Source organism: Taklimakanibacter albus (assembly GCF_016595235.1).
Taxonomy (GTDB): Bacteria; Pseudomonadota; Alphaproteobacteria; order Rhizobiales; family Aestuariivirgaceae; genus Taklimakanibacter; species Taklimakanibacter albus.
Genome location: NZ_JAENHL010000006.1, coordinates 1,229,617 through 1,255,783 on the forward strand (window position 1 = coordinate 1,229,617; position 26,167 = coordinate 1,255,783).

General features: G+C 62.9%; 28 protein-coding genes. 13 read left to right on the forward strand and 15 right to left on the reverse strand.

From position 1 onward, the window contains the following. Nucleotides 1–8: 8 nt before the first annotated feature. The 5 genes from JHL16_RS10720 to JHL16_RS10740 are packed head-to-tail and all read right to left on the reverse strand — an operon-like array spanning nucleotide 9 to nucleotide 6,237. Entirely contained in the window at nucleotides 9–1,046 is a 1,038-nt protein-coding gene (locus JHL16_RS10720) for a sugar ABC transporter substrate-binding protein (RefSeq protein ID WP_200184812.1), read from the reverse strand. Between the two features lie 37 nt (nucleotides 1,047–1,083). Then, nucleotides 1,084–2,094, reverse strand: coding sequence for a Gfo/Idh/MocA family protein (locus JHL16_RS10725; protein WP_200184813.1), 1,011 nt, complete (start codon nucleotides 2,092–2,094; stop codon nucleotides 1,084–1,086). Continuing rightward, nucleotides 2,091–2,987: a sugar phosphate isomerase/epimerase family protein gene (locus JHL16_RS10730; RefSeq protein WP_200184814.1), complete on the reverse strand. Its 897-nt coding sequence runs from the start codon at nucleotides 2,985–2,987 to the stop codon at nucleotides 2,091–2,093. The genes JHL16_RS10725 and JHL16_RS10730 overlap by 4 nt, the downstream gene beginning before the upstream one ends. Nucleotides 2,988–2,989: 2 nt before the next feature. Then, the gene (locus JHL16_RS10735) at nucleotides 2,990–4,330 is read right to left on the reverse strand and encodes an aspartate aminotransferase family protein (protein ID WP_200184815.1); all 1,341 of its coding nucleotides are present in this window, start codon (nucleotides 4,328–4,330) and stop codon (nucleotides 2,990–2,992) included. A 35-nt stretch (nucleotides 4,331–4,365) separates the two neighbouring features. Further along, nucleotides 4,366–6,237, reverse strand: coding sequence for a thiamine pyrophosphate-dependent enzyme (locus JHL16_RS10740; RefSeq protein ID WP_200184816.1), 1,872 nt, complete (start codon nucleotides 6,235–6,237; stop codon nucleotides 4,366–4,368). Between the two features lie 159 nt (nucleotides 6,238–6,396). Between JHL16_RS10740 and JHL16_RS10745 the strand changes: the two genes are divergently transcribed. Both JHL16_RS10745 and JHL16_RS10750 read left to right on the forward strand, forming a co-directional pair. Beyond that, nucleotides 6,397–7,827 carry an FAD-binding oxidoreductase gene (locus JHL16_RS10745; protein WP_200184817.1) on the forward strand — a complete coding sequence of 477 codons (1,431 nt, stop codon included), beginning with the start codon at nucleotides 6,397–6,399 and terminating at the stop codon, nucleotides 7,825–7,827. Further along, nucleotides 7,785–8,555 (forward strand): FadR/GntR family transcriptional regulator, encoded by a 771-nt coding sequence (locus tag JHL16_RS10750; RefSeq protein ID WP_137857746.1) that lies wholly within the window; start codon nucleotides 7,785–7,787, stop codon nucleotides 8,553–8,555. The genes JHL16_RS10745 and JHL16_RS10750 overlap by 43 nt, the downstream gene beginning before the upstream one ends. 3 nt (nucleotides 8,556–8,558) lie before the next feature. On the opposite strand, the gene JHL16_RS10755 is transcribed toward JHL16_RS10750, so the two are convergent. From JHL16_RS10755 to JHL16_RS10765, 3 genes are read right to left on the reverse strand one after another with little or no spacing between them, the layout of a single operon-like run. Further along, a complete protein-coding gene (locus JHL16_RS10755; protein WP_200184818.1) occupies nucleotides 8,559–8,909 on the reverse strand; it encodes a hypothetical protein in 351 nt (116 codons plus the stop codon). A gap of 14 nt (nucleotides 8,910–8,923) precedes the next feature. Continuing rightward, nucleotides 8,924–9,391 carry an MGMT family protein gene (locus tag JHL16_RS10760; RefSeq protein ID WP_200184819.1) on the reverse strand — a complete coding sequence of 156 codons (468 nt, stop codon included), beginning with the start codon at nucleotides 9,389–9,391 and terminating at the stop codon, nucleotides 8,924–8,926. Between the two features lie 59 nt (nucleotides 9,392–9,450). After that, nucleotides 9,451–10,041 carry a TetR/AcrR family transcriptional regulator gene (locus JHL16_RS10765; protein WP_200184820.1) on the reverse strand — a complete coding sequence of 197 codons (591 nt, stop codon included), beginning with the start codon at nucleotides 10,039–10,041 and terminating at the stop codon, nucleotides 9,451–9,453. Nucleotides 10,042–10,112: 71 nt separating this feature from the next. Here JHL16_RS10765 and JHL16_RS10770 point away from each other — a divergent pair, with 71 nt between their 5' ends. Beyond that, the gene (locus tag JHL16_RS10770) at nucleotides 10,113–11,285 is read left to right on the forward strand and encodes an enolase C-terminal domain-like protein (RefSeq protein WP_200184821.1); all 1,173 of its coding nucleotides are present in this window, start codon (nucleotides 10,113–10,115) and stop codon (nucleotides 11,283–11,285) included. A 2-nt stretch (nucleotides 11,286–11,287) separates the two neighbouring features. Here the strand turns inward: JHL16_RS10770 and JHL16_RS10775 are convergent, their stop codons facing one another. Beyond that, nucleotides 11,288–12,052 carry a copper chaperone gene (locus JHL16_RS10775; RefSeq protein WP_200184822.1) on the reverse strand — a complete coding sequence of 255 codons (765 nt, stop codon included), beginning with the start codon at nucleotides 12,050–12,052 and terminating at the stop codon, nucleotides 11,288–11,290. Next, complete coding sequence (locus JHL16_RS10780; protein ID WP_171028501.1) at nucleotides 12,049–12,678, reverse strand: DUF1326 domain-containing protein; 630 nt, start codon at nucleotides 12,676–12,678, stop codon at nucleotides 12,049–12,051. The genes JHL16_RS10775 and JHL16_RS10780 overlap by 4 nt, the downstream gene beginning before the upstream one ends. A gap of 106 nt (nucleotides 12,679–12,784) precedes the next feature. Here JHL16_RS10780 and JHL16_RS10785 point away from each other — a divergent pair, with 106 nt between their 5' ends. Further along, on the forward strand, nucleotides 12,785–13,093 hold the full coding sequence (locus JHL16_RS10785) for an ArsR/SmtB family transcription factor (RefSeq protein ID WP_200184823.1): 309 nt from the start codon (nucleotides 12,785–12,787) through the stop codon (nucleotides 13,091–13,093). Then, nucleotides 13,090–13,566 (forward strand): SRPBCC family protein, encoded by a 477-nt coding sequence (locus JHL16_RS10790; protein WP_200184824.1) that lies wholly within the window; start codon nucleotides 13,090–13,092, stop codon nucleotides 13,564–13,566. The genes JHL16_RS10785 and JHL16_RS10790 overlap by 4 nt, the downstream gene beginning before the upstream one ends. On the opposite strand, the gene JHL16_RS10795 is transcribed toward JHL16_RS10790, so the two are convergent. Continuing rightward, nucleotides 13,563–14,180, reverse strand: a complete 618-nt coding sequence (locus JHL16_RS10795; protein ID WP_200184825.1) for a helix-turn-helix domain-containing protein — start codon at nucleotides 14,178–14,180, stop codon at nucleotides 13,563–13,565. The two genes, JHL16_RS10790 and JHL16_RS10795, sit on opposite strands and share 4 nt — an antisense overlap. A 172-nt stretch (nucleotides 14,181–14,352) precedes the next feature. On the opposite strand from JHL16_RS10795, the gene JHL16_RS10800 reads away from it, so the two are divergent. The 7 genes from JHL16_RS10800 to JHL16_RS10830 all read left to right on the forward strand — a co-directional run bounded on the left by JHL16_RS10800 (nucleotide 14,353) and on the right by JHL16_RS10830 (nucleotide 20,210). Further along, the gene (locus JHL16_RS10800) at nucleotides 14,353–14,667 is read left to right on the forward strand and encodes a 2Fe-2S iron-sulfur cluster-binding protein (protein ID WP_137857756.1); all 315 of its coding nucleotides are present in this window, start codon (nucleotides 14,353–14,355) and stop codon (nucleotides 14,665–14,667) included. An 11-nt stretch (nucleotides 14,668–14,678) separates the two neighbouring features. After that, nucleotides 14,679–16,094: a siroheme synthase CysG gene (cysG, locus tag JHL16_RS10805; RefSeq protein ID WP_200184826.1), complete on the forward strand. Its 1,416-nt coding sequence runs from the start codon at nucleotides 14,679–14,681 to the stop codon at nucleotides 16,092–16,094. Then, a complete protein-coding gene (locus JHL16_RS10810) occupies nucleotides 16,091–16,438 on the forward strand; it encodes a DUF2849 domain-containing protein (protein ID WP_200184827.1) in 348 nt (115 codons plus the stop codon). The genes cysG and JHL16_RS10810 overlap by 4 nt, the downstream gene beginning before the upstream one ends. 1 nt (nucleotide 16,439) lies before the next feature. Beyond that, nucleotides 16,440–18,095 carry a nitrite/sulfite reductase gene (locus tag JHL16_RS10815; protein ID WP_200184828.1) on the forward strand — a complete coding sequence of 552 codons (1,656 nt, stop codon included), beginning with the start codon at nucleotides 16,440–16,442 and terminating at the stop codon, nucleotides 18,093–18,095. Continuing rightward, complete coding sequence (locus tag JHL16_RS10820) at nucleotides 18,082–18,612, forward strand: DUF934 domain-containing protein (protein WP_137857760.1); 531 nt, start codon at nucleotides 18,082–18,084, stop codon at nucleotides 18,610–18,612. The genes JHL16_RS10815 and JHL16_RS10820 overlap by 14 nt, the downstream gene beginning before the upstream one ends. Before the next feature lie 7 nt (nucleotides 18,613–18,619). Further along, entirely contained in the window at nucleotides 18,620–19,324 is a 705-nt protein-coding gene (locus tag JHL16_RS10825) for a phosphoadenylyl-sulfate reductase (protein ID WP_200184829.1), read from the forward strand. A gap of 91 nt (nucleotides 19,325–19,415) precedes the next feature. Next, entirely contained in the window at nucleotides 19,416–20,210 is a 795-nt protein-coding gene (locus JHL16_RS10830) for a sulfite exporter TauE/SafE family protein (protein ID WP_200184830.1), read from the forward strand. Nucleotides 20,211–20,264: 54 nt separating this feature from the next. Here JHL16_RS10830 and metZ read toward each other — a convergent pair whose 3' ends face one another. The 3 genes from metZ to JHL16_RS10845 form a co-directional block, all read right to left on the reverse strand. Further along, entirely contained in the window at nucleotides 20,265–21,464 is a 1,200-nt protein-coding gene (gene metZ / locus JHL16_RS10835; RefSeq protein ID WP_200184831.1) for an O-succinylhomoserine sulfhydrylase, read from the reverse strand. 3 nt (nucleotides 21,465–21,467) lie between these two features. Then, nucleotides 21,468–21,869 (reverse strand): rhodanese-like domain-containing protein, encoded by a 402-nt coding sequence (locus JHL16_RS10840; RefSeq protein ID WP_200184832.1) that lies wholly within the window; start codon nucleotides 21,867–21,869, stop codon nucleotides 21,468–21,470. A 121-nt stretch (nucleotides 21,870–21,990) separates the two neighbouring features. Further along, nucleotides 21,991–22,866 carry a nodulation protein NodZ gene (locus JHL16_RS10845; RefSeq protein ID WP_200184833.1) on the reverse strand — a complete coding sequence of 292 codons (876 nt, stop codon included), beginning with the start codon at nucleotides 22,864–22,866 and terminating at the stop codon, nucleotides 21,991–21,993. 166 nt (nucleotides 22,867–23,032) lie between these two features. Between JHL16_RS10845 and JHL16_RS10850 the strand changes: the two genes are divergently transcribed. Further along, complete coding sequence (locus tag JHL16_RS10850) at nucleotides 23,033–25,492, forward strand: GcvT family protein (protein ID WP_200184834.1); 2,460 nt, start codon at nucleotides 23,033–23,035, stop codon at nucleotides 25,490–25,492. A 243-nt stretch (nucleotides 25,493–25,735) separates the two neighbouring features. Here the strand turns inward: JHL16_RS10850 and JHL16_RS10855 are convergent, their stop codons facing one another. Continuing rightward, nucleotides 25,736–26,164 carry a type II toxin-antitoxin system VapC family toxin gene (locus JHL16_RS10855; RefSeq protein WP_246770915.1) on the reverse strand — a complete coding sequence of 143 codons (429 nt, stop codon included), beginning with the start codon at nucleotides 26,162–26,164 and terminating at the stop codon, nucleotides 25,736–25,738. Nucleotides 26,165–26,167 lie beyond the last annotated feature (3 nt).

Below are 26,167 nucleotides of genomic sequence, written 5' to 3' on the forward strand. Positions count from 1 at the left end.
CAATCCGATCAGGGTTTGATCACCTGGAAGACGTCGGAATATTTGATCGACGGATTCGTCGTCTTGCTGATCGCCTTCCAGTCGATGAGCGACTTGCCGGCCGCCAGGGGCTCGATGATCTTCGAGCGATAGTCGCCGATACCGTCCTTGGTCAGGTAATAGAGGCTCATCTCATAGACCGGCTGGTCCGGCTTCTGGCCGTTCAGATAGTCGTGGATGATGGTGATACCATAGCCGCCCATGACCCAATGGCCGCCGGCGAGCATCGACAGCTTGCCTTCGGCGAGCGAGTCGAGCGCGGCGGCCGTGATGTCGATGCCGGCGAGCTTGACCGAACCGAGGCGGCCGGAGTTCTCCATGGCGACGATGGCGCCCAGGAGCGGGTCGGAGCCGGCGCCCCAGACACCGTCAATGTCGCTGAAGCGCGTCAGGAAGTCTTCCATGACGGTCTGGCCCTTGGCGAGCGTCCAGTCCGTATACTGAAGGTCGAGGAGCTCGACGCCCGGATGCTCGGCGACCGCCTTCTTCAGGCCGTCATTGCGCGATTCCGAAGTGGAAATGCCGGGAACGCCGCCGATGCCGACGATCTTCTTGACGTTGTCCTTCTCGATCAGGTGCTTGGCCACATTGTAGCCGGCCACTTCGTCATCGAGCTTGATGAAGGCAAGGTAATTCGGGACCGATCCCACTTCGACGCCCGGGAAGGTGTCGGTGACGACGACCGGGATATTCGCCTTGTTGAGCAGGTTGATCGCCTGGATGCCGAGCGGCTCGCTGAGCGGGGTCAGGATGACGCCTTTGACGCCGGCATTGATCAGCGACTCGATGTCGGACAGCTGCTTGTCCTCGCGCGACTGCGCGTCGGTCACCACCAGCTCATAGCCATAGGCTTCCGCCGCGGTCTTGGCGAAATTCACATAGTCGACCCAGAACGCATCGTTGAGCGTCGTCATCGGCATGCCGATCTTGGGTTTGTCCTGGGCCGCCGCCGTCAACGCCGAGGTGACGGCGAAGACAAAGGCAGCGACTAGAGAAATGATACGCATGCTACTCTCCTCCTCTGTTGGTTTTCGTTACGTGCGTTCAAAGTGCGATGCGGCGGCCTTCGACCGCCGACCGGTAGGTTGCTTCGACGATTTCGACGATGCGGCGGGCTTCCTGTCCGTCGGCGGCGAGCTTCGCCCGTCCCTGGACCGCCGCGATGAAGTTCTCGACCGAGCGCGCGACCGTTTCGGTCCATGCCACCGTCTCGACGTCCACCGCCGCCCATTTTCCATCCTGCCAGCGCAGCAGCTCGGGCTCGCCCGAGAACTTCTCGAAATGCGCCTCGAGGCCCGGAATGCGGATCAGCGCGTCGGCCGTCACCGCCTCGACCTGGTCGTCGAAGGCGCCTTTCGGCGCGTGATAGCCGGCTTCGATCACCGCCCGGCCGCCATCGCGGAATTCCAGGATGACGAGGCCTGAATCCTCGCCCTTCTCGCGCGGCTTGTCGGTGTCGAGCACCGCCGTCACCGCTTTGACCTCACCCATGATGTAACGGGCCACGTAGAAACGGTGGAAACCAGCATCGAACAGCAGGCCGCCGCCGGTCAGATCCGGATCGGCGCGCCAGCCGCCGAGCTTGCCGCCGATCGCCAGGCGGAGCCGCAACGTGGTCGGCCGCGCGATACGCTTCTCGGCGATCGCCTCGGCGAGCCAGCGATGCGGCGGATAGAACAGCTGATTGTGGCTGGCGCCGAAGACGACACCCTTATCCTTGGCCAAACCGTTCAGCACGTCGCATTGCACGGCGGTGACGGTCGCCGGCTTCTCGACCAGCACATGTTTTCCGGCCTTGAGGGCGCTCGCGCACAGCTCGGCATGGAATTTGTGCGGCACACAGATGACGACGGCTTCGACGTCTTTGTCGGCCAGAAGCTCCTCGGCCCGCGCATAGCCGCGGATGGACGTTCCGGCGATGGTCGCCTTGAGCAGCTCGGCATTGAGGTCAGCCGCTGCGAAGAGCTCGGCATGGGCGCTGGCGCGCACGCCATTGGCCTGATGGCGTCCGACTTCGCCGAGACCGATCACACCGACTTTCAATTTCGTAGTCATGCACGCATTCCTTCAGGCAACAGGTCTTCGAGCGCGCGCAGCTGCTGCATCGACAGCTCGGAAGCACGGGCGGGATCGGACTTCAGGATCGTCCGGTAATAACGGTAGGATTCGAACTCGACCGACATCACGCCGCGATAGCGGGCGGCATCGAGGGCGGTGAACACCGCCTGCCAGTCGACGAGCCCTTCGCCGATCAGCGGGAAGATGAATTCCTTCCCGTCGCGGCCCGGCATGCCGGCGACGTCCTTGATATGGACATGGCGGATATAGGGGCCGAGCTCGGCGATGACCCAGGAGAGATCGTCGCGTGCCAGCGCGAAATGGCTCGGATCGAAATTGATGCCGAAGGCCGGATGCGAGCCGAAGCGGCGCAGCAGCACGCCGGTGCTGTGGAAGTCATGCGCGAGCCCGCCCCAGCAGGGTTCGAGCGCCGCCACGGCGCCGATCTCGGCAAGACCGTCCAGCATGCGGGCATAGGCATCGAGCAGCAGCGTCCAGGCTTCGCCTTCCGGCATCGCCTGGCCGACATCGACATGGCCCGTTTCCCAGCGGTTAGGTCCGGTCAGCACATTGATGAGATTCACATCGCGCCAGACGGCGGCCTTGGCCGCGGCAATCGTCAGGTCGACGCGCCTCGCCCGCTCCGCCTTGTCGGCGCAGACCAGGTCCTGCTGTACGACGATCTCCGAGACCGCGATGCCGTGCTTGCGGCTCGCCGCGAAGGCGGCATCGAGCTCGGCGTCGTTCATGCGCCGCGGATCGAAATGCGCCAGCGTCCATTCGACCGCGCCATAACCTTGCGCGGCAAGCGTCTGGGCGACGCGTTCGGCCGGCCAGGTTTCATAATCGAGCGCCGCCAGGAAACCCCAGCGCTTGAAAGGTCCGGCCATCCTCAGTGCATCCTGTCAAGACGGGCCTGGGCGGCGGCAAGCGAGCGCTCGAGCCGGTCCAGCATCTCATCGGCCTGGTCGCGCGTCGTGTTCACCGCCGGCTTCAGCTTGATGACATTGCCGAAGTCGCCGAACACCGGGCCGCTCTTGCCGAGCAGCAGGCGCTGCTTCTCGAGCGCGTCCTTCCACACGAAGCCGGTCAGCTCATCGGCCGGCTCCTTGCTCTCGCGATCCTTGACCAGCTCAACACCGATCATGAGGCCGAGGCCGCGCACATCGCCGATGATCGAATAACGCTCCTTCATGTCGTTGAGGCGCGCCACCATGTGAGCGCCGATCTCGGTCGAATTCTTGCCGAGATCCTCCTCCTCCATGACTTCCAGCATGGCGAGGCTTCCGGCGCAGACCGCCGGCGTGGCCATCAAGGTGAAGCCCGCTTCCCAGCCCCTGAGCGAGGTGAAGCCTTCACCGGCCACGACGCCCGACAGCGGCAGGCCGGCGCCGAACGCCTTGCCCATCACGATGAGGTCGGGTTCGACGCCCACGACATTGGAGGCGAAGATGTCGCCGCAGCGCGAGAAGGCCGTCTGCACCTCATCGGCAATGAGCGCCACGCCGTTCTTGGTGCAGATCTCGCGCACCATCTCGATATACCCTTCCGGCATTGGGATCATGCCGCCATTCGACTGGAACAGCTCGATGATCACGCCGGCGACCTTGGCGTCGGGCTGATGCTTGATGGCGGTGTCGATATAACGCGCGCACAACATGTCGCAAGAGCCGGGCTTCAGGCCGAACGGACAGCGATAGCAATTGTAATTCGGCACCCGGATCTGCCGGGTCAAGTAGCGGTCGAGCCCTTCCTTGGAGCCTTCGAGCATCTTCGGATAGGAATAGCTCAGCGCCAGCGTGCTGAAGGTGGTGCCGTGGAAGGCGCTGAACAGCGAGACGAACTCGCTTCCCCCGGTGGCCCGCATCGCCAGATGCATGGCCCCTTCGACCGCATCGGCGCCGCTCAAGGCGAAGAGCACGCTGCGCATGTTCTTCGGCGCCTTGGACAGGACCTTCTCGGCCAGCTTGGTGCGCTGCTCGTTCTCGAAGACCGGCGTCACATATTCGATGCTGTCGAGCTGTTCCTTGATCGCCGCGACGACTTTGGGATGGCGGTAGCCAAGATTGACCACCCATTCGCCCGAAACGGCATCGAGATATTCGGTGCCCTCCTCGTCCCAGAAGCGCACGCCCTCGCCGCGCACGATGCGCAGCGGATAGTGGCCCATCGGCTTGATGACTTTTTCGACCGTGGGTGAATTGAGAACAGGATTGGTGCTGTCGGCCTGCATTTGTGTCTCCGTCGGGGGATGCAGAGGGGGAATTGTCAGAGGTAATGGCGCTGAAGGGCGTCGCGGCGTTCTTCGTATTTGCGGCGCAGCTCCTGGGCGGCCGGGATGCCGGAAGTCTCCGGCGGCGCGATATCCCAGAAGCTGTGCTTGGTGCCGACCGACATCTTGTGCGGCTCGACCTCGATCACCACGACATTCAAGCCGGGCGCGGCGTCGGCGGCGGCGAGCGCCGCTTCCAGCTGCTCTGGGGTCTGGGCGCGATGCACCTTGGCGCCCAAGCTCTGGGCGTTCTGCCCGATATCGATGCCGAGATAGGCACCATTATAGGAGCCGGCATTGTCGCGGCCGCGGAACTCGGTCGAGAAGCTGCTTCCGGTGGTGAGCGTCTGCAGATCGCGGATGATCTGGTAGCCGTGATTGACGAAGACGCAGACGGTGAGCTTGATCCCTTCGCGCGCTGCGACGATGAGGTCGCTCGGATTCATGAGATAGGTGCCATCGCCGATGACGACGGTGACGTTCTTCTCGCCGCCGAGCACCAGGCCGATGCCGGCCGGCATTTCATAGGTCATGCAGGAGAAGCCGAATTCGAGATGGGTGCGCTTGGAACCGCGCGTATCCCACAATTTGGCGACATCGCCCGGCAGGCTGCCGGCCGCGGCGACCACATAGGAGTCGCGCCGCGTCGCTTTGTTGACGAGAGTCAGGGCCTGCGCCTGGGTCATCTTCTGGCCGGCGGTGGCCTTGAGCGTCGGCTCGGCGAGCCCCGTCCACTCGTCGCGGGCGCTCTTCATTTCGGTGGTCCAGTCGGCCTTGGGCTTCACACCTTTGGCGGCAGCCGCCTCGGCGAGCGCCGTCAGGCCGACCTTCGCATCGGCGGTGATCGGCTCGGCGCCGAGCTTGATCGAATCGCGTCCCGTCACGTTGATGGAAGCGAAACGCACATCGGGATTCTGGAACAGGGTCTGCGAGCAGGTCACGACATCGGTGAGCCTGGTGCCGATGGCGAGAACGAGATCGGCCTGGCTGGCGATCCGGTTGGCGGCGAGATTGCCGGCAATGCCGACCGCGCCCAGCGCATTGAGCGATTCGCCCGGCATGGTGCTGCGTCCGGCCACCGTCTCGACCACCGGAATGCCGAAACGCTCGGCGAAGCTCTTCAACTCCTGCTCGGCCTCGGAATAATAGACGCCGCCACCGCTGATCAGCACCGGCTGCTTCGCTTTGGCCAGCATCTCGGCCACGCGCGTCACCTGGGCGGCATCGGCGGCCCGCCGCTCGACGCGCCAGACACGCTTTTCGAACAATTCGACCGGGAAGTCGCCGGCTTCGCCTTGCGTGTCCTGGCAGATGGACAGTGTGACGGCGCCCGTTTCGGACGGGCTCGTCAGCACCCGCATCGCTTCCATGAGCGAGGGCAGCAGCTGCTCGGGCCGCACGATCTTGTCGAAGAAGGCGCTGACCGTGCGCAGGCCATCCGAGACCGACAGGTCGTAATTGGGATGCTCCAGCTGCTGCAGGACGATGCCCTGGCGGCGCGTCGCATAATGATCGGAGGCGAGCAGCAGCACCGGCACGCGCTGCACCGTGGCGCCGGCGGCGCCCGTATACATATTGGCGGTGCCCGGACCGATCGAGGCGGTGCAGGCGAAGGTCGACAGGCGGCGCTTCACGCGCGCATAGGCGACGGCCATATGCACCATGCTCTGCTCATGGAACGGCTGATAGAAGGGAATGTCCTGGCCGCATTCGGCGAGTCCCTGCCCCAGGCCTGATAGATTGCCGTGTCCGAAGATGCCGCAGGCGCCGCCGATCAGGCGCTGTTCGACGCCGTCACGCTCCGTCCATTGCGCCGCCAAAAACTTCGCGACCGCTTGTCCAACCGTCAGTCTGATGCTGCGTCCCATCACGCTCCCCTGCACAAATCTGTTTTCGAGTGAGCGCAGATTAGATACCTTCTTATAGTATTGTCAAGATCAGCATATATCAGTTATCATACAACTTATGAAGGCGCGTAACTCTGGCGTCTGCGGCAAAAAACAGCGGCGCTATCGAGGAAAATGGGCATGAATCAGGTATCGGATTTCACGGCGGCTTTGGCGCGGGCCCTGCCCGAAAGCGCCTTTCGGCTGTCTGCCGATGACCGCCGTCCGTTCGAAACGGACTGGCGCGGTCTGTTCAACAACGCATCAGCGGCGATCCTCCTCCCCGGCTCCACCGATGAGACGGCGCAGATGCTCAAGCTCTGCAACGAACATGGAATCGCCGTCGTGCCGCAAGGCGGCAATACCGGTCTCGTGGGCGGCGCCGTGCCGATCGAGAACAGCGGCGCGCAGGCCATTCTTTCGCTGCGCCGGATGCGCGCCATCCGTAATGTCGATCCCCTCAACAACACGATGGAGATCGAGGCCGGCGTCATCCTGCAGGCCGCACAGCAGGCTGCCGAGGCGGCCGACCGCCTTCTGCCTTTGAGCCTCGCCGCCGAAGGCTCCTGTCAGGTTGGCGGCACCATCGCCACCAATGCCGGCGGCATTCAGGTGCTGGCCTATGGCTCGATGCGCAATCTAGTCCTCGGCCTCGAAGTGGTGCTTCCCGACGGCCAGGTCTGGAATGGATTGCGCAGCTTGCGCAAGGACAATACCGGCATCGACCTCAAGCAGATCTTCATCGGCTCCGAAGGCATTCTCGGCGTCATTACGGCCGCCACCTTGCGGCTGGTGCCGCGGCCACGCAAATCCCTGACGGCGCTCGCCGCCATTTCGGATCCGCATCAGGCGCTCGCTTTGCTCCGCGCCACCCAGGAGAATTTCGGCAGCGAGCTCACCTCGTGCGAATATTTCGGCGCCGCCGGGCTCGAGCTGGTCAGCCGGCACCTGCCGGGCGCAGTGTCGCCATTCGCCAACAGCCATCCGGCCTTCGTCCTTCTCGAGGTCTCCTCGCTTGATGCCGATGCCGATCTCGCGGCGCGAATCGAGCCGGTCTTCGAGCGTCTCGTCACCGACGGCACGCTCCAGGACGTCGTCATCGCGCAGAATGAAACACAGCGCCAGCGTCTCTGGGCGTTGCGCGAGGCCTTGTCGGAAGGCGAACGCGCCGCCGGCGGCGCGATCAAGCACGACATCGCCGTACCGATATTCGCCATTCCGGACGTATTGCACAGCATCGAATCGGGGTTGCCCGAGATTGCGCCGGGCGCCCGGCCCAATATTTTCGGCCATCTCGGCGACGGCAACCTGCATGTCAACATCATGCCGCCGGAGGGCCGTGCAATTGACTTGCTCTTGGCGCGCGCTACAGAGATAACTTCCTTTATCGAGGGTGTCGTCGTCGCGGCCGGCGGAACGTTCAGTGCCGAACACGGAATTGGTCAATTGCGTCTCAAATCGCTGAAACAGCACCGCTCGTCGCTCGAGCTGGAGCTGATGCGGGCCATTAAAGGAGTCCTGGATCCCAAATGGATGATGAATCCCGGCAAAGTTCTCAATCAAGGCTCCTGAGCCGGCGCAGCGTTGCGGCGAAGATCAAGTCGAAGCCGATCGTCCGGCCGGATCGGCTTTCTGACCTGGTCATCGACGCCCTGCGCAACGACATGGAATCGGGACGCATCGGTCCGGGCTCACGCCTGCCGTCCGAGAAGGACCTCACCGAGAGCTTCAATGTCAGCCGCACCGTGATCCGCGAGGCCATATCGCGCCTGCAATCCGACGGCCTCGTGGTCAGCCGGCAGGGTTCCGGCGTCTATGTCACCTCGCCCTCGGAAGGAACCCGCGCCTTCCGCCTTGGCCTGAACGACCCGCATGAGAAGACCACCGCCCGCGACATCTATGAGTTGCGCATCTGCGTCGAAAGCGACGCCGCCGGCCTCGCAGCACTCCGCCGCGGCAAGACCGATCTCGCGATGCTGGAAAAGGCCCTCAAGACCCTGTCGGCCGCCGGCGGCGATCTGGAAAAGGGCGTCAATGCCGATGTGCAGTTTCACCGCCTGATCGCGCGCCTGACCAAGAACTCGGCAATCATCAGGTTCCACGAATTCCTGGCCTCGATGCTGACCGATACGGTCCGGCTCGCCCGTGCGAATTCGGCCATGCATGAGGGCCTCACCGAATATGTGGCAACCGAGCACGTCGCCATTTTCGAGGCCATTGTCGCCGGCGACGCCGAGAAGGCTCGTCACGCCATGCGCATGCATCTGAACAAGGCCCAGGAGCGTCTGGGCCTTCTCTAAGGGTCAGGCCGGGCCGTAGAACACCGACGCCTTGCCAAGAAGTCCGCTTGCAGCGCGCTCGCCACAGGTCACGCCGGCGGCGATAGCGGTCCGCTGGCCGTCCTCGAGCGTCCAGTTGACCAGGCAGGATTCGTGATGCTCGGCGAAACCATTGGTGACGATACGCAGGCCCGGAATGGTCTTCTGCAACTCGCCGATATAGTGCGACAGCTGATCCCGGCCTTCGGTGCGGATGTTCGGATCGACATAAACGAATGTGCCGTCGAGCGTCCGACCGAGGGTCTCTGCCCGTTTGCCGGGGTCGGTCTCAGCCCAGGCTCCTTCATATTCGGCCCAGATGTCGCGCAATGCCATGTGGATCTCCCCTGTCAGATGGCGGCCAGCTTCTTTTCGTAGTCCTTGACGACATGCCGCTTGCCGTCGCGGACGATGACATGCCCCTCCTCTTCCAGGCGCCTTCTGACGCCGGCGAGGCCACCTGGATATTTGCCGTTGATCTCGCCGCCGGGTTTCAGCACGCGCCAATAGGGTGTGATCCGCGATTTGCCCAACTCCTCGGCCTCATGCGCGGCGTGGGCGGCGATCCAGGCGCAGATACCGGTCGTCACGCTGCAGCAGACCGTCGTCTTGTGGGTACGCGCCAGCGACTGGCCGATCTCACGCGCGGTGACGAGCTTGCGCTTGCCCACCATCTTGATGACGGCGTCGACATCGGCCGCGCTGGGCACTACCATCGAGCCTGGCCCCAGCCGCTTGGTCATATTTTCCGGGATCTCCTTGATCACCCGTGGCGCGCTGTGCGCCAGCCGTTCGGCCCATGACTTGCGTTCCGGCACGGCGTCCTCCCAGCTGTTTCAGAACCGATGTTCTGTTATTTACCAGAACGCTCGTTCTGTCAATCACGATCGAGGGTCGACAGCGTCACTTCGATATGATGGCTGATCGCCTTGCGGCCCGCTCCTGAACGCGCCAGGACCCAGACTGTTTGAAGCGCCGCGGTCAGGAAATCGGCATGGCGCGTTATATCGATCTCGGCACCGATCTCGCCTTTCTCGCGCGCCGTGCCGAGCGCGCGCCGGAAAGCTTTGCCGGCAACATCCCGGAACCGCTTGACCCGTTCCGCCACGGCCGCATCGAAAGGCGCCACCTCGCTCGCCGAGTTGCACATGAGGCAGCCGAGCCGGCCGCCATCCGACTTGCCGGCATAGCCCAGCACCACATCGAAATATTGCCGGATCTCGCCGACCGACGCGCCCACCTTCTCGACCGGCGCCAGGAGCGCCCGGAAAACCGTCTCGTGATAGTGATCGAGCGCCGCCAGGAAGAGCCCGTGCTTGTTCTCATAGACGTCATAGAGCCCATAGCGGCTGACTCCTGTGGCGGCGACGAGGTCGTCGATCGAGGTGTTGAAATAACCGCGTTCCCAGAACACCATCATCGCGGTGCTGAGTGTCCGGGCGGGGTCGAAGCTACGCGGGCGCGCCATGTCTAATTCCAGAATATGCGTTCTGCCATATTCGGTGATATGAGCTAGCCTGTCAAACCGGGGAGCACTGGATGCGGATCACCGACATACGGGAATGCACGATCCCGATCTCACGTTACGCTGATCCGGCACTGCCGTCCGGCGGCCTCACCACCAGCCTCGTGGAGATTGTCACCGATGTCATCATGGACGGCAGTCCGGTCATTGGTCGAGGTTACGCATCAGTCGGCCGCTATGCCCAGGGCGGCCTTCTACGTGAGCGCTTCATCCCGCGCTTGATGAAGGCCGATCCAACCGAATGGCTCAGCTACGAAGGTGACGATCTCGATCCCTTTCGCGCATCAGATGTCATGATGGCGGGCGAGAAGCCCGGCGGTCATGGTGAAAGATGCGTCGCCGTGGGGGTCCTCGACATGGCCTTGTGGGACATCGCGGCCAAGATCGCCCGACAGCCGCTTTACGCATTGCTTGCCAAGAGGGTCTACCACGACACGCTGCTGCCTGATCGTGTCAAGGTCTATGCGGGTGGCGGTTACCCCTATCCGGACAACGACACCGGACAGCTGGCGGACGAGATGCGGCGCATCGTCGATCTCGGCTTCACACACGCCAAGATGAAGATCGGCAACCCCGACATCGCGGTCGATCTGAAACGGATCGAGGCGGCCGCGAAGGCGCTCGGGACTCCTGCCCGACTCGCCGTCGATGCCATGAACGTCTATCGCCGCGCAGATGCCCGTGTGGCGGCCACGGCGCTCGCGCCGATGAATCTCTGGTGGTTCGAGGACGTCTGCAACCCGCATGATTTCGTGACTCAGTCAGCCGTCGCTTCTCTCTACCCCGGTCCCCTGGGGGCGGGTGAACCACTTTTCTCTGAAGAAGAGGCTCTTCTGCTCGATGCGCATGGCGGCTTACGTCGAGATCGCGACGTCCTGCTCTTCGACCCGGTTCATTGTTATGGCGCGAGCGGATATGTCAATATTGTGCACGCTTTGACCAGGAGAGGAGAAGGCTGGCCGCGCTCGTCCTTCTGGCCGCATGGCGGCCACCTGTTGAGCCTGCATCTGGTGGCGGTGCTGGGCCTTGGCGGCGCCGAGGTCACGCCTTTTGCCTTCCATCCCTTCTCGACCTTGTCCAAGAGCCTGCCCATCGAGGACGGCTTCGTACGCTTGCCGCAGTCACCTGGCATCGGCTTCGAACTGAATGACGATATCATGCGGGCCTTCAAGACTGCTTTTGCCTGAGTTCAGATCAGGGACACCACCAGGACCCCGGCCCACAAGATCAGCAGCACACCGGTGAACTGGTGCAGGCGCCAATGCGCCGGCACGAGCTTTTCCACCAGCACATAAAGGGCCAGCCCGCCGATCCAGTTGGCTTCCATGACGCCCCCATAGAACAGCAAAAGCATCAAGGGGCCGCAGCACCCCGCGCAATAGAGCCCATGGGCGAGGCCTCGGCGATAGGCGGCCATCCTACCGGCGCGCCATTCTCCCGGCCGGAAGGCAATCGGCGACTGGCATTTCACCAGGCAGGACTGTTTGGCCGGCGTCAATTGATAGAGGCCGGCGAGTGTCAGAAGCGCCACGCCGACAATTTGGCTGGTGATCGCCATCATCGGCGTCATCTGAACGATACGCCCGATACCGACATTGACGGCTGTGGCGATCAGCGCGAAGGCCGTCCACACGCTGACATAGCCGAGCGCGAAGGCGATCTCGAGAAGCCTGCGATCCGCGCCTGGCGACCATTTGCTGGCGATCGCCGCATCGGTGAGAAGCGCCGGCACGGCGGTGGGCAGCATCATCGCCATCATCATCGTCCACCACATGATGAAGACCATGACGGCATAAAGGAATGCTCCTGCGCCGCTGTCGAGCATCATCAGCCGGTCGCCCGACCATTGCATGGCGAAGATGCAGAGCACGACGACCAGCGACAGGCTGGCAATGACGACGAGCCGCTGACGATGGAAGAGCGACGCAAAGAAAGCGCTCGCCGCGCTGCTCACCGCACGATGCCCTCGCCGGTCATGTGGATCATGGTCAGATGCGCATGCCGTCCCGACCAGTCGAGCGGGATCGCGCCTTGCGTCTTCGTCGTGCTGCTGGCGAATTCAGCGGCAAGAAATTCGAAACCGTTGCGCAGAGACAGCTTGGGCCGATGCGGCTGGCCCGTCACCGGATTGCGGATCGGCTCTGCCTTTGCGTCGACGACACCGTCGACCTTGATATGTCCGGTCGCCGCATCGATGTCGGCGGCAAAGGCGATCGCCTTGAACAAGGGCTCATGCACCTTGTCGATCATCGAGCTGAACACCTGGAAATAAGTGGCGCCCGGCTGGCTCTCCTGCCCCGACATGATGGTGAGAAGAGCTTCGCGTTGCTTAGGGCTTGCCCGCTCATCGACGATAGGCTGCGCCTGGCCATGGCCTTCATGGATGGCGCCTGGCCACGCAAAGACCCCGGCCCAATGCAGCCCGTCGAGCCGCACATCGCCGAAATGGCCCTTGTCGATGCGCATGCCGACCGTGGCGGTGCAGTTGCCGTGGGTCGGCAGCGCATTGAACTGACAAGGGCAACCATAGGCGCAATTACACGTCGCGATCTCGGGGCCGCGGATCATCCAATCGATCATGGCGATCGTCCTCCTGGGGCTGCCCTCCGTCTCGATTATCGAACTGACGGCAAGGTAAATCTACTTAAGAGTTTGACAGAACGTAAGCGCAAGCTTACAGTAAGCTATGACTTACCTATTTAGTGCTTTGGCCGATCCGACCCGTCGCCAGATCTTTGAACGCCTCGCCAAGGGCGCGCAGCCGGTGGGCAAGTTGGCGCAAGGCCTGCCGATCAGCCGGCCCGCGGTTTCGCAGCATCTGGCGGCGCTGAAAGCGGCCGGGCTCGTCACCGATCACGCCGAGGGCACCCGCCGCATCTATAGGATCGATCCCAAAGGTCTCGCCGCCATCCGGATCTGGCTCGACCAGTTCTGGACCGAAGCTCTCGATGGTTATGTCGCCGAAGTCGAACGCTCATCAGAAGATCCGTCATGAACCTCCATATTTCCCCTGCCCCCGTCCGCAAGAGCATCGTCGTCAAAGCCGGCATCGACAAAGCTTTCGCCGTCTTCACCGGCCGCATGGGGCGCTGGTGGCCGAAGAGCCATTCGATCAACCGCGCCACCGAGCAGATCGATGTCGTGCTGGAGCCGCAGCTGCGGGGCCGCTGGTATGAGCGCGGCGCCGACGGCTCCGAATGCCAGTGGGGCCATGTCCTGGCCTGGGAGCCACCGAGCCGCGTGCTGCTCGCCTGGCAGATCGGCGCCGACTGGAAGTTCGATGCGGATTTTCTGACCGAGGTCGAGATCCGCTTTACCGCCGAAAACGCGCGCACGACGCGCATCGATCTCGAGCACCGGAATCTCGAGCGTTTCGGCGAAAAAGCCGCCGAGTCGCGCGCAGCCTTCGACAGCGAAGGCGGCTGGATGGGCATTCTCAAAGTCTATGCGGAGACCGCAACGGCCTAATTGGATTCAGAGCCCATCTGGCGCAGCACCAGCACCATGGTCGCATGGGCATAGTCCGTGCCCGGATTGAACAACCGGTGCGGACGGTCACCACGGAACCTGACGGATTCGCCGGTCTTGATGAGGCGGGTCTCGCCGTCGCAGGTCACTTCAAGCTCACCTTTGAGCAGATAGAGATGCTCGACGGTACCGGCCGGATGCGGGTCGGATTCGAGCGCCCCGCCTGGGCGCGCCTGGAAATCATACCACTGCAGCTGCTCGACCAGATTGAGCGGCCCGGCGATCGCCAGCCGGCACAGCCCGTCCTGGCTTTCGAGGATCGGCACCCCCGATTTGCCCTGGACCTCGACGAAATTGGGATCGTCGTCGTGCTTGAGCACCTCGTCGATCGTCGTATCGAGGGCGCGGGACAGCCGGTAGACGGTGCCGATGGTCGGGTTGGTTTCGTTGCGCTCGATCTGCGAAATGATCGATTTCGCGACGCCAGAATGCTCCGAAAGCTCGCCCAAGGACATGTTATAGGCCTTGCGCAACCTCTGGATGGTCTTGCCGAGGGCTGGGGTCACATCGGTTGCCTGGGCGTCGCCTGATTTACGCCCGCGGCGCGTTGACATTCCGGCGTTCCTTCTTTAGAACAGCTGTTCGTAATAACGAACGTTCGGATTGTCGAACAGCGTGATTGCTTCTTCTACCGCCAGATTCCCCAGAGAATCAACAGGAATCTCAAGGCTGAAAGCGCGCTATGTCCCGCAAACCGAGCGTGCTGATGAACGAACGGTAAGACTAATGGGCGTCATTCGCATAACCGATCTGGACGGCAAGGACCACGAGCTCGATGCGGTGGAAGGCTGGCGGATCATGGAGATCATCCGCGAGCACGGCTTTGAAGTCGGCGGCCTGTGCGGCGGCGCCTGCGCCTGCGCTACCTGCCATGTCGAAGTCTGCGCCAAATGGGTTCCGAAGCTTCATCCGGCGCGCGACGAGGAAGAAGCCATGCTGGACGAGGTGCCGATCCTGACCCCGACGTCCAGACTTTCTTGCCAGATCATCTACACGCCCGATCTCGACGGGCTCGCAGTCAAGCTTGTACCCCAGGCTTGAGGAGATGTGACATGCGTTACTTCCCTCTCTTTCTCGATCTCGACAACCGCAAGGCGATCATCGTCGGCGGCGGCGAGGAGGCTTTGCGCAAAGCGCGCCTTCTCCTGAAGACGAAGGCCAGGATCGAGCTTATCGCGCCGGTGCTCCATGAGGAGCTCAAGTCCTATCTGAAGGAAGGCCGCCTCGCCTGGGTTGCGAAGCATTTCGCGCCCGCTCTTCTCGATGATGCGGCTCTCGTTTATTCGTCCGACGACGATCTGCACGCGGACGTCTCCGCCGCGGCGCGTGCGCGCGGCATCCCGGTCAATGCGGTCGATGATGCCGCTTTGTCGACCTTCATCACACCCTCGATCGTCGATCGCGATCCGGTCGTGGTGGCGATCGGCACCGAAGGCACGGCGCCGGTGCTCGGCATGGGCCTGCGCAGCCGCATCGAGGCGCTGCTGCCGCAGACTTTAGGCTCACTCGCCACCGCCGCGAGCGGCCTGCGCGATCACGTCGCCGAGCGGGTGCCGCATGGCAATCGCCGCCGCTCCTTCTGGCAACGTTTCTTCTTCGGATCGATCCGCGAGTCCTTCCTCGCCGGCGATGCGAAAAACTATTCCCGCGAGCTCGAGGCTGCGCTCATCGATGACTCCTCCCCGTCGGTTGGCCGCGTCTCGCTCGTGGGAGCCGGCCCGGGCGATCCGGAGCTCCTCACCCTCAAGGCGCAGCGCAAGCTGCAGGAAGCCGACGTCATCGTTTATGACCGCCTCATCGGCCCCGGCATTCTCGAGCTGGCGCGCCGTGATGCGGTACGTATTCCGGTCGGCAAGAAGCCGTTCGAGCCCTCGCCCAAGCAGTCGGAGATCAATACGATCCTGATCCGCGAGGCGAAGGCCGGCCGTCATGTCGTGCGCCTGAAGGGTGGCGATCCTTATATCTTCGGCCGCGGCGGCGAGGAGCAGGCCGCCCTTATCGCGCAAGGCATTGCCGTCGATGTCGTTCCCGGCATCACCGCAGCACTTGGCTGCGCCGCCTCGGTTGGCCTGCCGCTGACGCAGCGCGGCCAGAACCGGTCGATCACGCTTTTGACCGGCACCGCCGAAGACGGCCTCGCCGATCAGGACTGGAAGGCGCTCGCCAAACCCGGCCAGGCCTTCGCCATCTATATGGGCGTCAACGCCGCCGGCGATATCTCCGCCGAGCTGCTCGACGCCGGCATCGACCATGCAACGCCGGTGACGGTCGTCGAGAACGGTACGCTCGCCAATGAGCGGGTGATGATGTGTAGCATCGGCTCGCTGTGGGAGACTCTCACGCTCAACGGCGTCGAAGGTCCCGCCATCATCTATGTCGGCCTCAAACCTGCGAAGACCTCGGCCGATATCCTTCCCTTCCCCGCCCGCGACGAAACCGGGCAGCATGTTTTGAGAGCAGTGTCATGACGACTACCGCAACCGAAAAGGGCAAGATCCTCACCGCCAACCGTCTGCGCGACGGCGAAGTCGTCTTCCTCACCCATTCCGGCGAATGGAGCGAGAATATCGACGGCGCCGTGCTCGCCACCGAGCCGCAGGCCCAGGCTGCGCTCGAAGCGCGCGGCAAGGGCGACGAGCGCGTCAATCTGGTGACCGGCACTTATCTGTTCGACGCCGAGCGTCGCGACGGCCACGTCTTCGCCAGCCACATCAAGGAACGCATCCGGTCGCTGGGCCCCACCGTCAGGGTGGATCTCGGCAAGCAGGCCGAAGGCAAGGGTGGCCACTTCGCCGCCCTGCAGGGAGTTTGACATGTATCGCTACGACGAGTTCGACAGTCAGTTCGTCAATGACCGGGTGTCGCAATTCCGCGACCAGGCCAACCGCCGTCTTACCGGTGAGCTCAGCGAGGACGAGTTCCGTCCGCTGCGCCTGATGAACGGCCTCTATCTGCAGCTTCACGCCTATATGCTGCGGATCGCCGTTCCCTATGGCTCGCTCGATTCAGCCAAGCTCAACACGCTGGCTTACATCGCCGAGAAGTGGGATCGCGGCTACGGCCATTTCACCACCCGTCAGAACCTGCAGTTCAACTGGATCAAGCTCGAGGACACTGCCGACATCCTGGCCAAGCTCGCCGAGGTCGAGATGCATGCCATCCAGACCTCCGGCAACTGCATCCGCAATGTGACGACGGATCAGTGGGCGGGTGCCGCGGCCGATGAAATCGCCGATCCGCGCCCCATCGGCGAGCTGGTGCGCCAGTGGTCGAGCCTTCATCCCGAATTCTCCTATCTGCCGCGCAAGTTCAAGATCGCCGTCACCGGCTCGCCGAACGACCGCGCCGCTGTCCGGGTGCATGACATCGGCCTCAGACTGCATCTCAACGATCGGGGCGAGCGCGGCTGGGAAGTCCTGGTCGGCGGCGGCCTGGGCCGCACCCCGGTGATCGCCGTCACCGTGCGCGACTTCCTGCCGGAGCATGAGCTGATCGCCTATCTCGAAGCCATCATGCGCGTCTACAATCTCTACGGCCGGCGCGACAACAAATACAAAGCCCGCATCAAGATCCTCGTCCATGAGATCGGCGCGGAGAAGTTCCGCGCCGAGGTCGAGACTGAATATGCCCGCCGCCCGCATGCCGACACCAAGGTCGAAGAGCGCGAATTGCAGCGCATCTCCGCCTATTTCGCCGCACCGCAATTCGAGAAGCTGCCGCGCTGGTCGGCAACCTTCGAGGAGGCGCGCGCCAAGAACAAGGACTTCGCCAACTGGGTGCGCACCAATATCGCCGCCCATCGCGCCGACGGCTATGCGATCGTCAACATCTCGCTGAAGCCCGAAGGCGGCATCCCGGGCGATGCGACGGCCGATCAGATGCGCGTCGTGGCCGATCTGGCGCAGCGCTACAGCTTCGACGAGATCCGTGTCAGCCATCATCAGAATCTGGTGCTGCCGCATGTGAAGCGCGACGATCTCTTCGCCATCTGGAAGGTGCTGCAGGCCTCCGAGCTCGCCACCTCCAATATCGGGCTCGCCGGCGACATCATCGCCTGCCCCGGCCTCGATTATTGCTCGCTGGCGACGGCGCGCTCGATCCCGATCGCGCAGTCGATCTCGCGCAAATTCGCCGATCTCAACCGTCAGCACGAGATCGGTCCCCTGCGCATCAACATATCGGGCTGCATCAATGCCTGCGGCCACCACCATGTCGCCCATATCGGCATTCTCGGCCTCGATAAGAAGGGCGAGGAGTTCTACCAGATCACGCTCGGCGGCTCTTCCGCCGACAGCGCTTCGATCGGCACCATCCTCGGCCCCGGTTTCGCCGGCGAAGACGTGCCGGAGGCTATCGAGAAGATCGTCAACACCTATCTCGCTCGTCGCCAGCCGGGCGAGGAGTTCCTTGCCGCCTATCGCAGATTAGGCCCGCAACCTTTCAAGGAGGCGCTCTATGCCGCTGCTTAAGAACGGTTCCATCATCATCGACGACTGGATCACCCTGGGCCTCGACGATCCGAAGCCCGACAGCGGCGACATCGTCGTTCCCTATGCGCGCCTCCTGAAAGAGTGGGAGAGCCTCACCGACCATGACGGCCGGCTCGGCGTTATCTTCACTAATATCGATCGGGTCGAGGCGCTCACTTTGTTCCTGCCGCGCCTCGCGCTGATCGTGCTGCCCTTCCCGTCCTTCACCGACGGACGGGCCTATTCGCTGGCGCGCCAGATCCGCGAGACCGGCTATGGCCGCGAATTGCGTGCCGCCGGCAATGTGCTGCCTGACCAGGTGCAGTTCATGCTGCAGGTCGGTTTCGACTCGTTCGAGATCGGCGACCGCTTCACCGCCGAGGTCTGGCTCAAGGCGTCGCGGCAGATGTCGCTTGCCTATCAGCGCGGCCTCTATCGCACCCCGGGCCAGCACGACGTGTGGAGCGAGCGCCACCGCGAAGCCGAGCCCTGGCTCGAACAGCCGCATGCCGGGTAGATAATCCGTGTACGAACATCTGATCAAGCATCTGAGCTTCTTCGACGGCATCGATATTCTCGAGCCGTTGATGAAGCGGCATTTCAAGGACCGCATCGCGCTGGTCTCGTCCTTCGGCGCCGAATCCGCCGTGCTTTTGCACATGGCGGCGCAGATCGACCGCGACATCCCGGTGATCTTCCTCGACACCCAGAAGCTCTTCTGGGAGACGATCGCCTATCGCTCCAAGCTGGTCGATCTTCTCGGCCTGACCAATATCCGCATCATGAAGCCCGATGCCGATAATGTTCGCTTGCTCGATGCCGATGGCGAACTGCACAAGACCGATCCCGACATGTGCTGCAATATCCGCAAGACGCAGCCTTTGCAGGAAGCGCTGTCGGGCTACGACGCCTGGATCTCCGGCCGCAAGCGTTATCACGGCGGCGGGCGCACCAATATACCGGCGCTCGAGGAAGCCGATGGCCGCCTCAAGATCGAGCCTCTGGCGCGCTTCACGCCCGCCGACCTCAAGGCCTATATGGAGCATTATGACCTGCCGCCGCATCCGCTGGTGGCGGAAGGCTATCATTCGATCGGCTGCGTGCCCTGCACGGTCAAGGGCGGCTCGACCGACAATCCGCGCGCCGGGCGCTGGGCCGGCAAGTCGAAAGAAGAATGCGGCATCCACTGGACGCTGAACGGCCAGCCCGTCCGGCTCGCTGCGAAATAAGCTGAATAGCGCGTGATCAGGAAAAGTGGCTGCCGGTTTTCCGTCCGATCACGCGCCAATAGAAGCGCTTCTGTCTTTGGGGAGATGACGGATGCCTGATCTCAGCGAGTTCTGGATTTTTCTGCTGGTCGGTTTCGGTGCGCAATTGATCGATGGCGCACTCGGCATGGGATATGGCGTCATCTCCTCGGTCGTGCTGCTGGCGAGCGGCGTGCCGCCCGCCCACACCTCGGCGAGCGTGCATTCGGCCAAGCTCTTCACCACCGCAGCTTCCGGCATGTCGCATCTGTTTCATGGCAATGTCGACCGCCGACTGTTCCTGATCCTGGCGATTGCCGGCTCGGCGGGCGGTATCGCCGGCGCCCTCTTCCTCACCCAGGTCTCAGGCAAAACGATCAGGCCTTATGTCTTCGGCTATCTCTTGATCATGGGCCTCCTCATCCTCTGGCGCTGCTGGCGCGAGGGCAAGGAGCGTCAGTTCATGCCGGGCGGCTTCGTCGGCCCTCTGGGCGGCCTCGGCGGCTTTCTCGACGCGGTGGGCGGTGGTGGCTGGGGACCGGTCGTGACCTCGAGCCTGATCGGCGCCGGCGCCAAGCCGCGCCTCGTCATCGGCACCGTCAATGCGGCCGAGTTCGTGGTGACTTGCGCCGTGGTCGCCGCTTTCGTCACCACCTTGCTCACCGGCATGTGGAGCGAAGGCTCAGGCCTGCTCGACCACATCATGCCGGTCGCCGGGTTGATCCTGGGCGGGCTCCCCGCCGCCGCGGTGGCGGGCTTTCTGGTCAAACACGCGCCGCGCCGGCCGATCACCATCAGCGTGGCGCTCCTCGTCATCACCCTCTCCTCCTACGACCTCCTGCGCAGCGCCGGCGCGCTGGGCATATAACGATTATGGCCGGACAAGTCCGGCCATAAGGAGGTCCCGTCAGCTGTTCCGGGATCAGGCGGAGATCGCCTGCTTGACGTCGTCGATCACGTCCTCGGCGTCTTCGAGGCCGACCGACAGGCGCAGCATGCCGTCGGTGATGCCCATGGCGGCGCGCGCTTCGGCGCCGATATTGCGGTGCGTCGTGGTCGCCGGATGGGTGATCAGCGATTTGGCATCGCCCAGATTGTTGGAGATGTCGACGAGCTGGAGATGGCGCAGGAGGTTGAAGGCCTTTTCCTTGCCGCCCGTCACCTCGAAGGTCACCATCGTGCCGCCGGCCGCCATCTGGCGCTGGCAGAGGTCCGCCTGCGGATGGCTGTCGAGATGCGGATAGATCACCCGGGTGATGTCCTTGAGGCCGACAAGCGCCTCGGCGACCTGACGCGCCGACTGCGACTGATGCAGCACGCGTAGCTTCAGTGTTTCGAGACCCTTCAGCAGCACCCAGGCATTGAAGGGCGAGATCGACGGACCGGTATGGCGCAGGAACGGCTTCAGCAGCTCTTCCTTAAACTTGCGCGTCGAAAGGATCGCGCCGCCCAGGACCCTGCCCTGGCCGTCCATATGTTTGGTGCCGGAATAGACGACGACATCGGCGCCGTAGCTCAAGGGCTTCTGCAGGACCGGCGTGGCGAAGACATTGTCGACCACGATCGAGGCGCCGGCCGCTTTGGCGATCTCGCAGACGGCGGCGAGATCGATCACTTCGAGCGTCGGATTGGACGGCGTCTCGAGGAACACGCATCTGGTGTCCGGGGTGATCGCCGAGCGCCAGGCATCGAGATCGGAGCCGTCGACCAGCGTAAAGCGGATGCCGAAGCGCGGCAGGATGCTGGTGATGACCTGATAGCAGGAGCCGAACAGCGCCTTGGAGGAAACGATATGGTCGCCGGCCTTGAGCTGGCAGGCGAGCGCGCCGAAGACCGACGCCATGCCGGAAGCGAGCGCGTAACAGGCTTCCGCGCCTTCCAGGAGCCGCAGCCGCTCTTCGAACATGGTGACGGTGGGGTTGCCGTAGCGGCCATAGACATAGCCGTCATCCTCGCCGGCGAAGCGCTTCTCGGCGGTTTCCGGCTCGTCATAGACGAAGCCCGAATTGAGGAAGAGCGCTTCCGAGGTCTCGCCATGGGGCGAGCGGTCGAGGCCGCCGCGCACCAGCTTGGTGTTCTCGCCCCAGCGCGACGGCGATGAGGATTTGACGTCTTTCTTCATGGCTCAGCTCTGGATCCAGGGAAGTCCGGCGGCTTTCCAGCCGCCGACCATGCCGCGATGACCAAGTCCGTCGCGGTCGCCTTCGAAGCCTTGCGCGACATTCCAGCAATTGGTGAAGCCGGCCTTGGTGAGGGCGGCCGCGGCATTGGCCGAGCGCGCACCCGAACGGCAGATGCACAGGATCTCGGTGTCAGGCGCTATGCCGCTGTCCTCGATCTGCTTGGCGAAGTCGCCATTGACCTGCATCTGCGGATAGGACTGCCAGGACAGCCGGATCAGCCGGTCGACGGCCGGCACGCCGACAAAGGCCCATTCGGGCTCGGTGCGCACGTCGATCAGCACGGCATTGGGGTTCTTGGTCAGCCGGTCATGGGCTTCGGCCGGGGTGATATCGCCCTTGTACATGCAAAAAACCAATCTGTTCTGAATTCCGAACACTTTCTAGTGGAAATATCAAAGGCGGAAAAGCGGAAAATCCACTCCCTTGGGACCGGAACATTGTCCCCTGACATTGCCTATTCGCGGCTCAGCCACGCGGCTCCGTCATACTTTCGATGTTTCCGGGATAGCTCGGGAGTGCGCGGTCGGGAAACCACGTGCAATTGCTGAAGGGCCTTGCCACCAGATACATTTCCAGAGCGGGATTCAAGATCTTGGCCCAACCGGAGAGGATCGACGGCGTCTTGATCACGATATTGCAGCGCGACAGCATCGCGCAATTCAGCACCGCGTCCCGACCCAGGTGATACCCGTCGTGCTTCCGGCTGTGGTGAAGGGGCTGTCCATCCGTCGAGCGCGCGAAATCAGGCAGAAACAAGAGACGGTTGCCGTAGCGGAGCCGGCAGGCATGAACAAAATGAGCCTCGTCGGTGGCCAGGAAGATATCGGCATCCGGCGACTGCGCGAGCTCACGATCGATGATGGCGAGCATGTCCGCATAGGCGGTGCGGGGCGCCTCGCTTTGCTTGTCCGTGCCGCGATAGTGGATGCCGATCAGCCGGCCGCCGGCCGACCGGCTTTGCAGCAGCGTATCGAGCACCTTGGTGACCCAGGGCCGAAAGGCATAGCGGTCGAAGAACACCCGATGCGCGTTCTCGAAGCCGCTCTGCAATGCGTCATCATCGGCCACGACGTCACCGATCGTGCGGATCGTCGTCCAGGGCAAATCCGGCGGGATGGTCCGCTGCGCGGCGCCCCGGTCGATGAAGAAATAACCGACGAAGTCCGGTCCGCGCTCTGGCGAGACATATTGCGGACTGATGCTGGCAATTTCGACGGGAATATTGCGCTGGGCACTGACGGTCAGGATCGGAACATACCAGGTGAGGTGGGCGAAGAAGCCCAAATTCGGGTTGTTGATCGCTATCCGCATTCCCTCCGCATGATCGACCAGCATGGTCATGGATGCTCCCAGCCTCTCCGTCGGCCTGACGCGAGGCCAATTTTCTCCTGTAGATAGACCACCCTTCTGTTGAATTCCAAGCATTCGCAGCGAGAAATTCTGATCCTTCACCTCCCCCGCCGGTTCCTCTAGGGTGCCGAGAATCTCTCTCTGAAGGTCCCCCTCCATGTCAAAGTCCCTGCCCGCCCGCGCCGATGTCGTCATTGTCGGGGGCGGCATCGTCGGCGCGTCCATCGCCTATCACCTGGCCAAGCTCGGCATAAAGAACACCGTCCTTCTCGAGCGCAAGCAGCTCACCTGCGGCACCACCTGGCACGCCGCCGGCCTCGTCGGGCAGCTGCGCGCCTCGCGCAACCTGACCGAGCTCGCCAAATATACGACCGGCCTGTTCGAGGGCCTGGAGAAGGAAACCGGCCAGGCGACCGGCTTCAAGCAGAACGGCTCCGTCTCGGTCGCTTTGACCGAAGGCCGCTTCGAGGAACTGAAGCGCGGCGCCTCGATGGCCAAGAGCTTCGGTCTTGAAGTGAACGTCGTGTCGGTCGGTGAGATCAAGGAGCGCCTGCCGCATTACAATCTCGACGGCGCCGTCGGCGGCGTCTTCCTGCCCAAGGACGGCCAGGTCAATCCGATCGACGTGACCCAGGCGCTGGCCGCCGGCGCCCGCATGAACGGCGCCAAGATCTTCGAGAACAGCAAGGTCACCCGCATCCTCACCAAGGACGGCAAGGCGGTCGGCGTCGAGACCACCGACGGCACCATCCATGCCGACAAGGTCGTCATCGCCGCCGGCATGTGGTCGCGCGAGATTGGCCGCTCCATCGGCGTCAATATTCCGCTCCACGCCGCCGAGCATTTCTACATCGTCACCGAGCCGATCGAGGAGCTGCCGCGCAACATGCCGGTGGTGCGCGTGCCGGATGAATGCACCTATTACAAGGAAGACGCCGGCAAGCTGCTGATCGGCGCCTTCGAGCCGGTGGCCAAGCCCTGGGGCACCGAAGGCATCGCGGAAGATCACTCCTTCGAGACGCTGCCCGAGGACATGGATCACTTCGAGCCCATCCTCAATGACGCGGTGGTTCGCGTGCCGCTGCTGGAGAAAGCCGGCATCGCCCTCTTCTTCAACGGCCCCGAAAGCTTCACGCCGGACGACCGCTATTATCTGGGCGAGGCGCCGGAGCTGAAGAACCTCTATGTCGCGACCGGCTTCAACTCGATCGGCATCCAGTCATCGGGCGGCGCCGGCCTCGTCCTGTCGCAATGGATCAAGAACGGCCATCCGCCGATGGATGTAAGCGGCGTCGATATCCGCCGCATCCATCCCTTCCAGTCGGTGCGCCAGTATGTGCATGACCGCACCGTGGAGAGCTTAGGGCTTCTCTATGCGATGCATTGGCCCTATCGTCAGGTCGAGACGGCGCGCGGCGTGCGCCGCTCCGCCATTCACGACAAGCTCGTCGCGCTCGGCGCCTGCATGGGCGAGGTCAATGGCTGGGAGCGGCCCAACTGGTATGCGCCGCGCGGCGTCGAACCGAAATACGAATACTCCTACGGCCGCCAGAACTGGTGGTCTTATGCCGATGCCGAAGCCAAGGCGCTGCAGTCCAAGGTCGTCATGTTCGACCAGTCGAGCTTCTCGAAATATCTCGTCCAGGGCAGAGACGCGGCGAAGGTGCTGAACCGCATCTCAGCCAATGATGTCGACGTCGAGGAAGGCCGCATCGTCTATACGCAATGGTGCAACGAGCGCGGCGGCATCGAGGCCGATCTCACGGTCACGCGCCTCGCCCCCGACAAGTTCATGGTCGTCACCGGCTGCGCCCCGCAGACGCGCGACTTCGCCTGGCTGAAAGCCCACACGCCGGACGACGCGCATTGCATCGCGGCCGACGTCACATCGGGCCTGCCGATGTTCGCGCTGATGGGGCCGAACAGCCGGCCCCTGCTCCAGAAGCTTTCCGGCATGGACCTCTCCACCGCCGCCTTCCCTTTCGGGACGTCCAAGGAAATGGAGATCGGTTATGCCCGCGTGCGCGCCAGCCGCATCACCTATGTCGGCGAGCTCGGCTGGGAGCTATATATCCCGACCGAATTCGCGGCCCATGTCTTCGAGCGCATCCTTGAGGCCGGCGCCGAGTTCGGCCTGACGCTCGCCGGCATGCACACGATGAACAACTGCCGCGTCGAGAAAGCCTATCGCCATTGGGGCCACGACATTTCCGATGAGGACACGCCGGTCGAAGCCGGTCTCGGCTTCGTCGTCGCCTGGGACAAGAAATCGGGCTTCATCGGCAAGGACGCTCTATTGAAGCAGCGCGAGCGCAAGGCGCAGCCCAAGCGCATGATCTGCCTGGCGCTCGACGACGGCAGCGACAAGGCGCCGATGATGTATCACGAGGAGCCGATCTATCGTGACGGCGTCATCGTCGGCTCGACCACATCGGGCGCCTGGGGCCACCGCATCAATGCGTCCCTCGGCATGGGTTATGTGAAGAACGACCCCGGTGTCAGCAAGGAATGGATCGAGGCCGGCAAATGGGAAGTCGAGATCGCCTGGAAGCGTTATCCCGCCAAGGTGCAGCTGCAGAGCTTCTATGACCCGAAGGGCGAGCGGATCAAGGTGTAGATCAGACAATACTTCATGGCGACCATTGGTCAATGGAGTTTGATCTATCCAACATTATAAGTTGGGCCGCTGTCATTCGCCATTGCCTCGTTCTAATTGCGCTCTGTGAGTTGATAGAACTCTTATCGGAGAAGCAACTTGAAGCGTGGTTATCTGAGGGGCGCGACAGAGCTCGAAAGTGCATGATGGGCTTAAACTACTAAGATACGGCGCATACCGAGTAGAGCCCTATCATAGGCGAAATTACGAAAGATCCGTCTCGCTTAACTGATCCCACATAATAATTCGTAGATCGTCGCTCTCTTTGATCCCTCGATCATTGGTGACGAAGGCAGAACATTCGGCCCACTTTGCAGTAGCCACATGTATGGCGTCAGGTAGCTTAAGTTTCGTTTCGGCACGCAATTGTGCTGCCGATAAGAGGATCGATCGAGAGATGGGAACGACAGGCAGGCTGGGCTGCTCACCGAGCAAGGCCATGTAGGTTTCGACGGCGAAGATGTCCTTGTCTGCAAATGGCTTCACAAGACATTCGGCCAAGGTAATCTCGCTTGTCACCACTTCGACCCGCCGCTGATCGATATGCGCAAAGAACAGAACTTGCGCCGGTCCAAAGGAGTTCGATCTCTCCGCTGCCGAAATAATCACATTAGTGTCGAGATAGTAGCGCAGGAC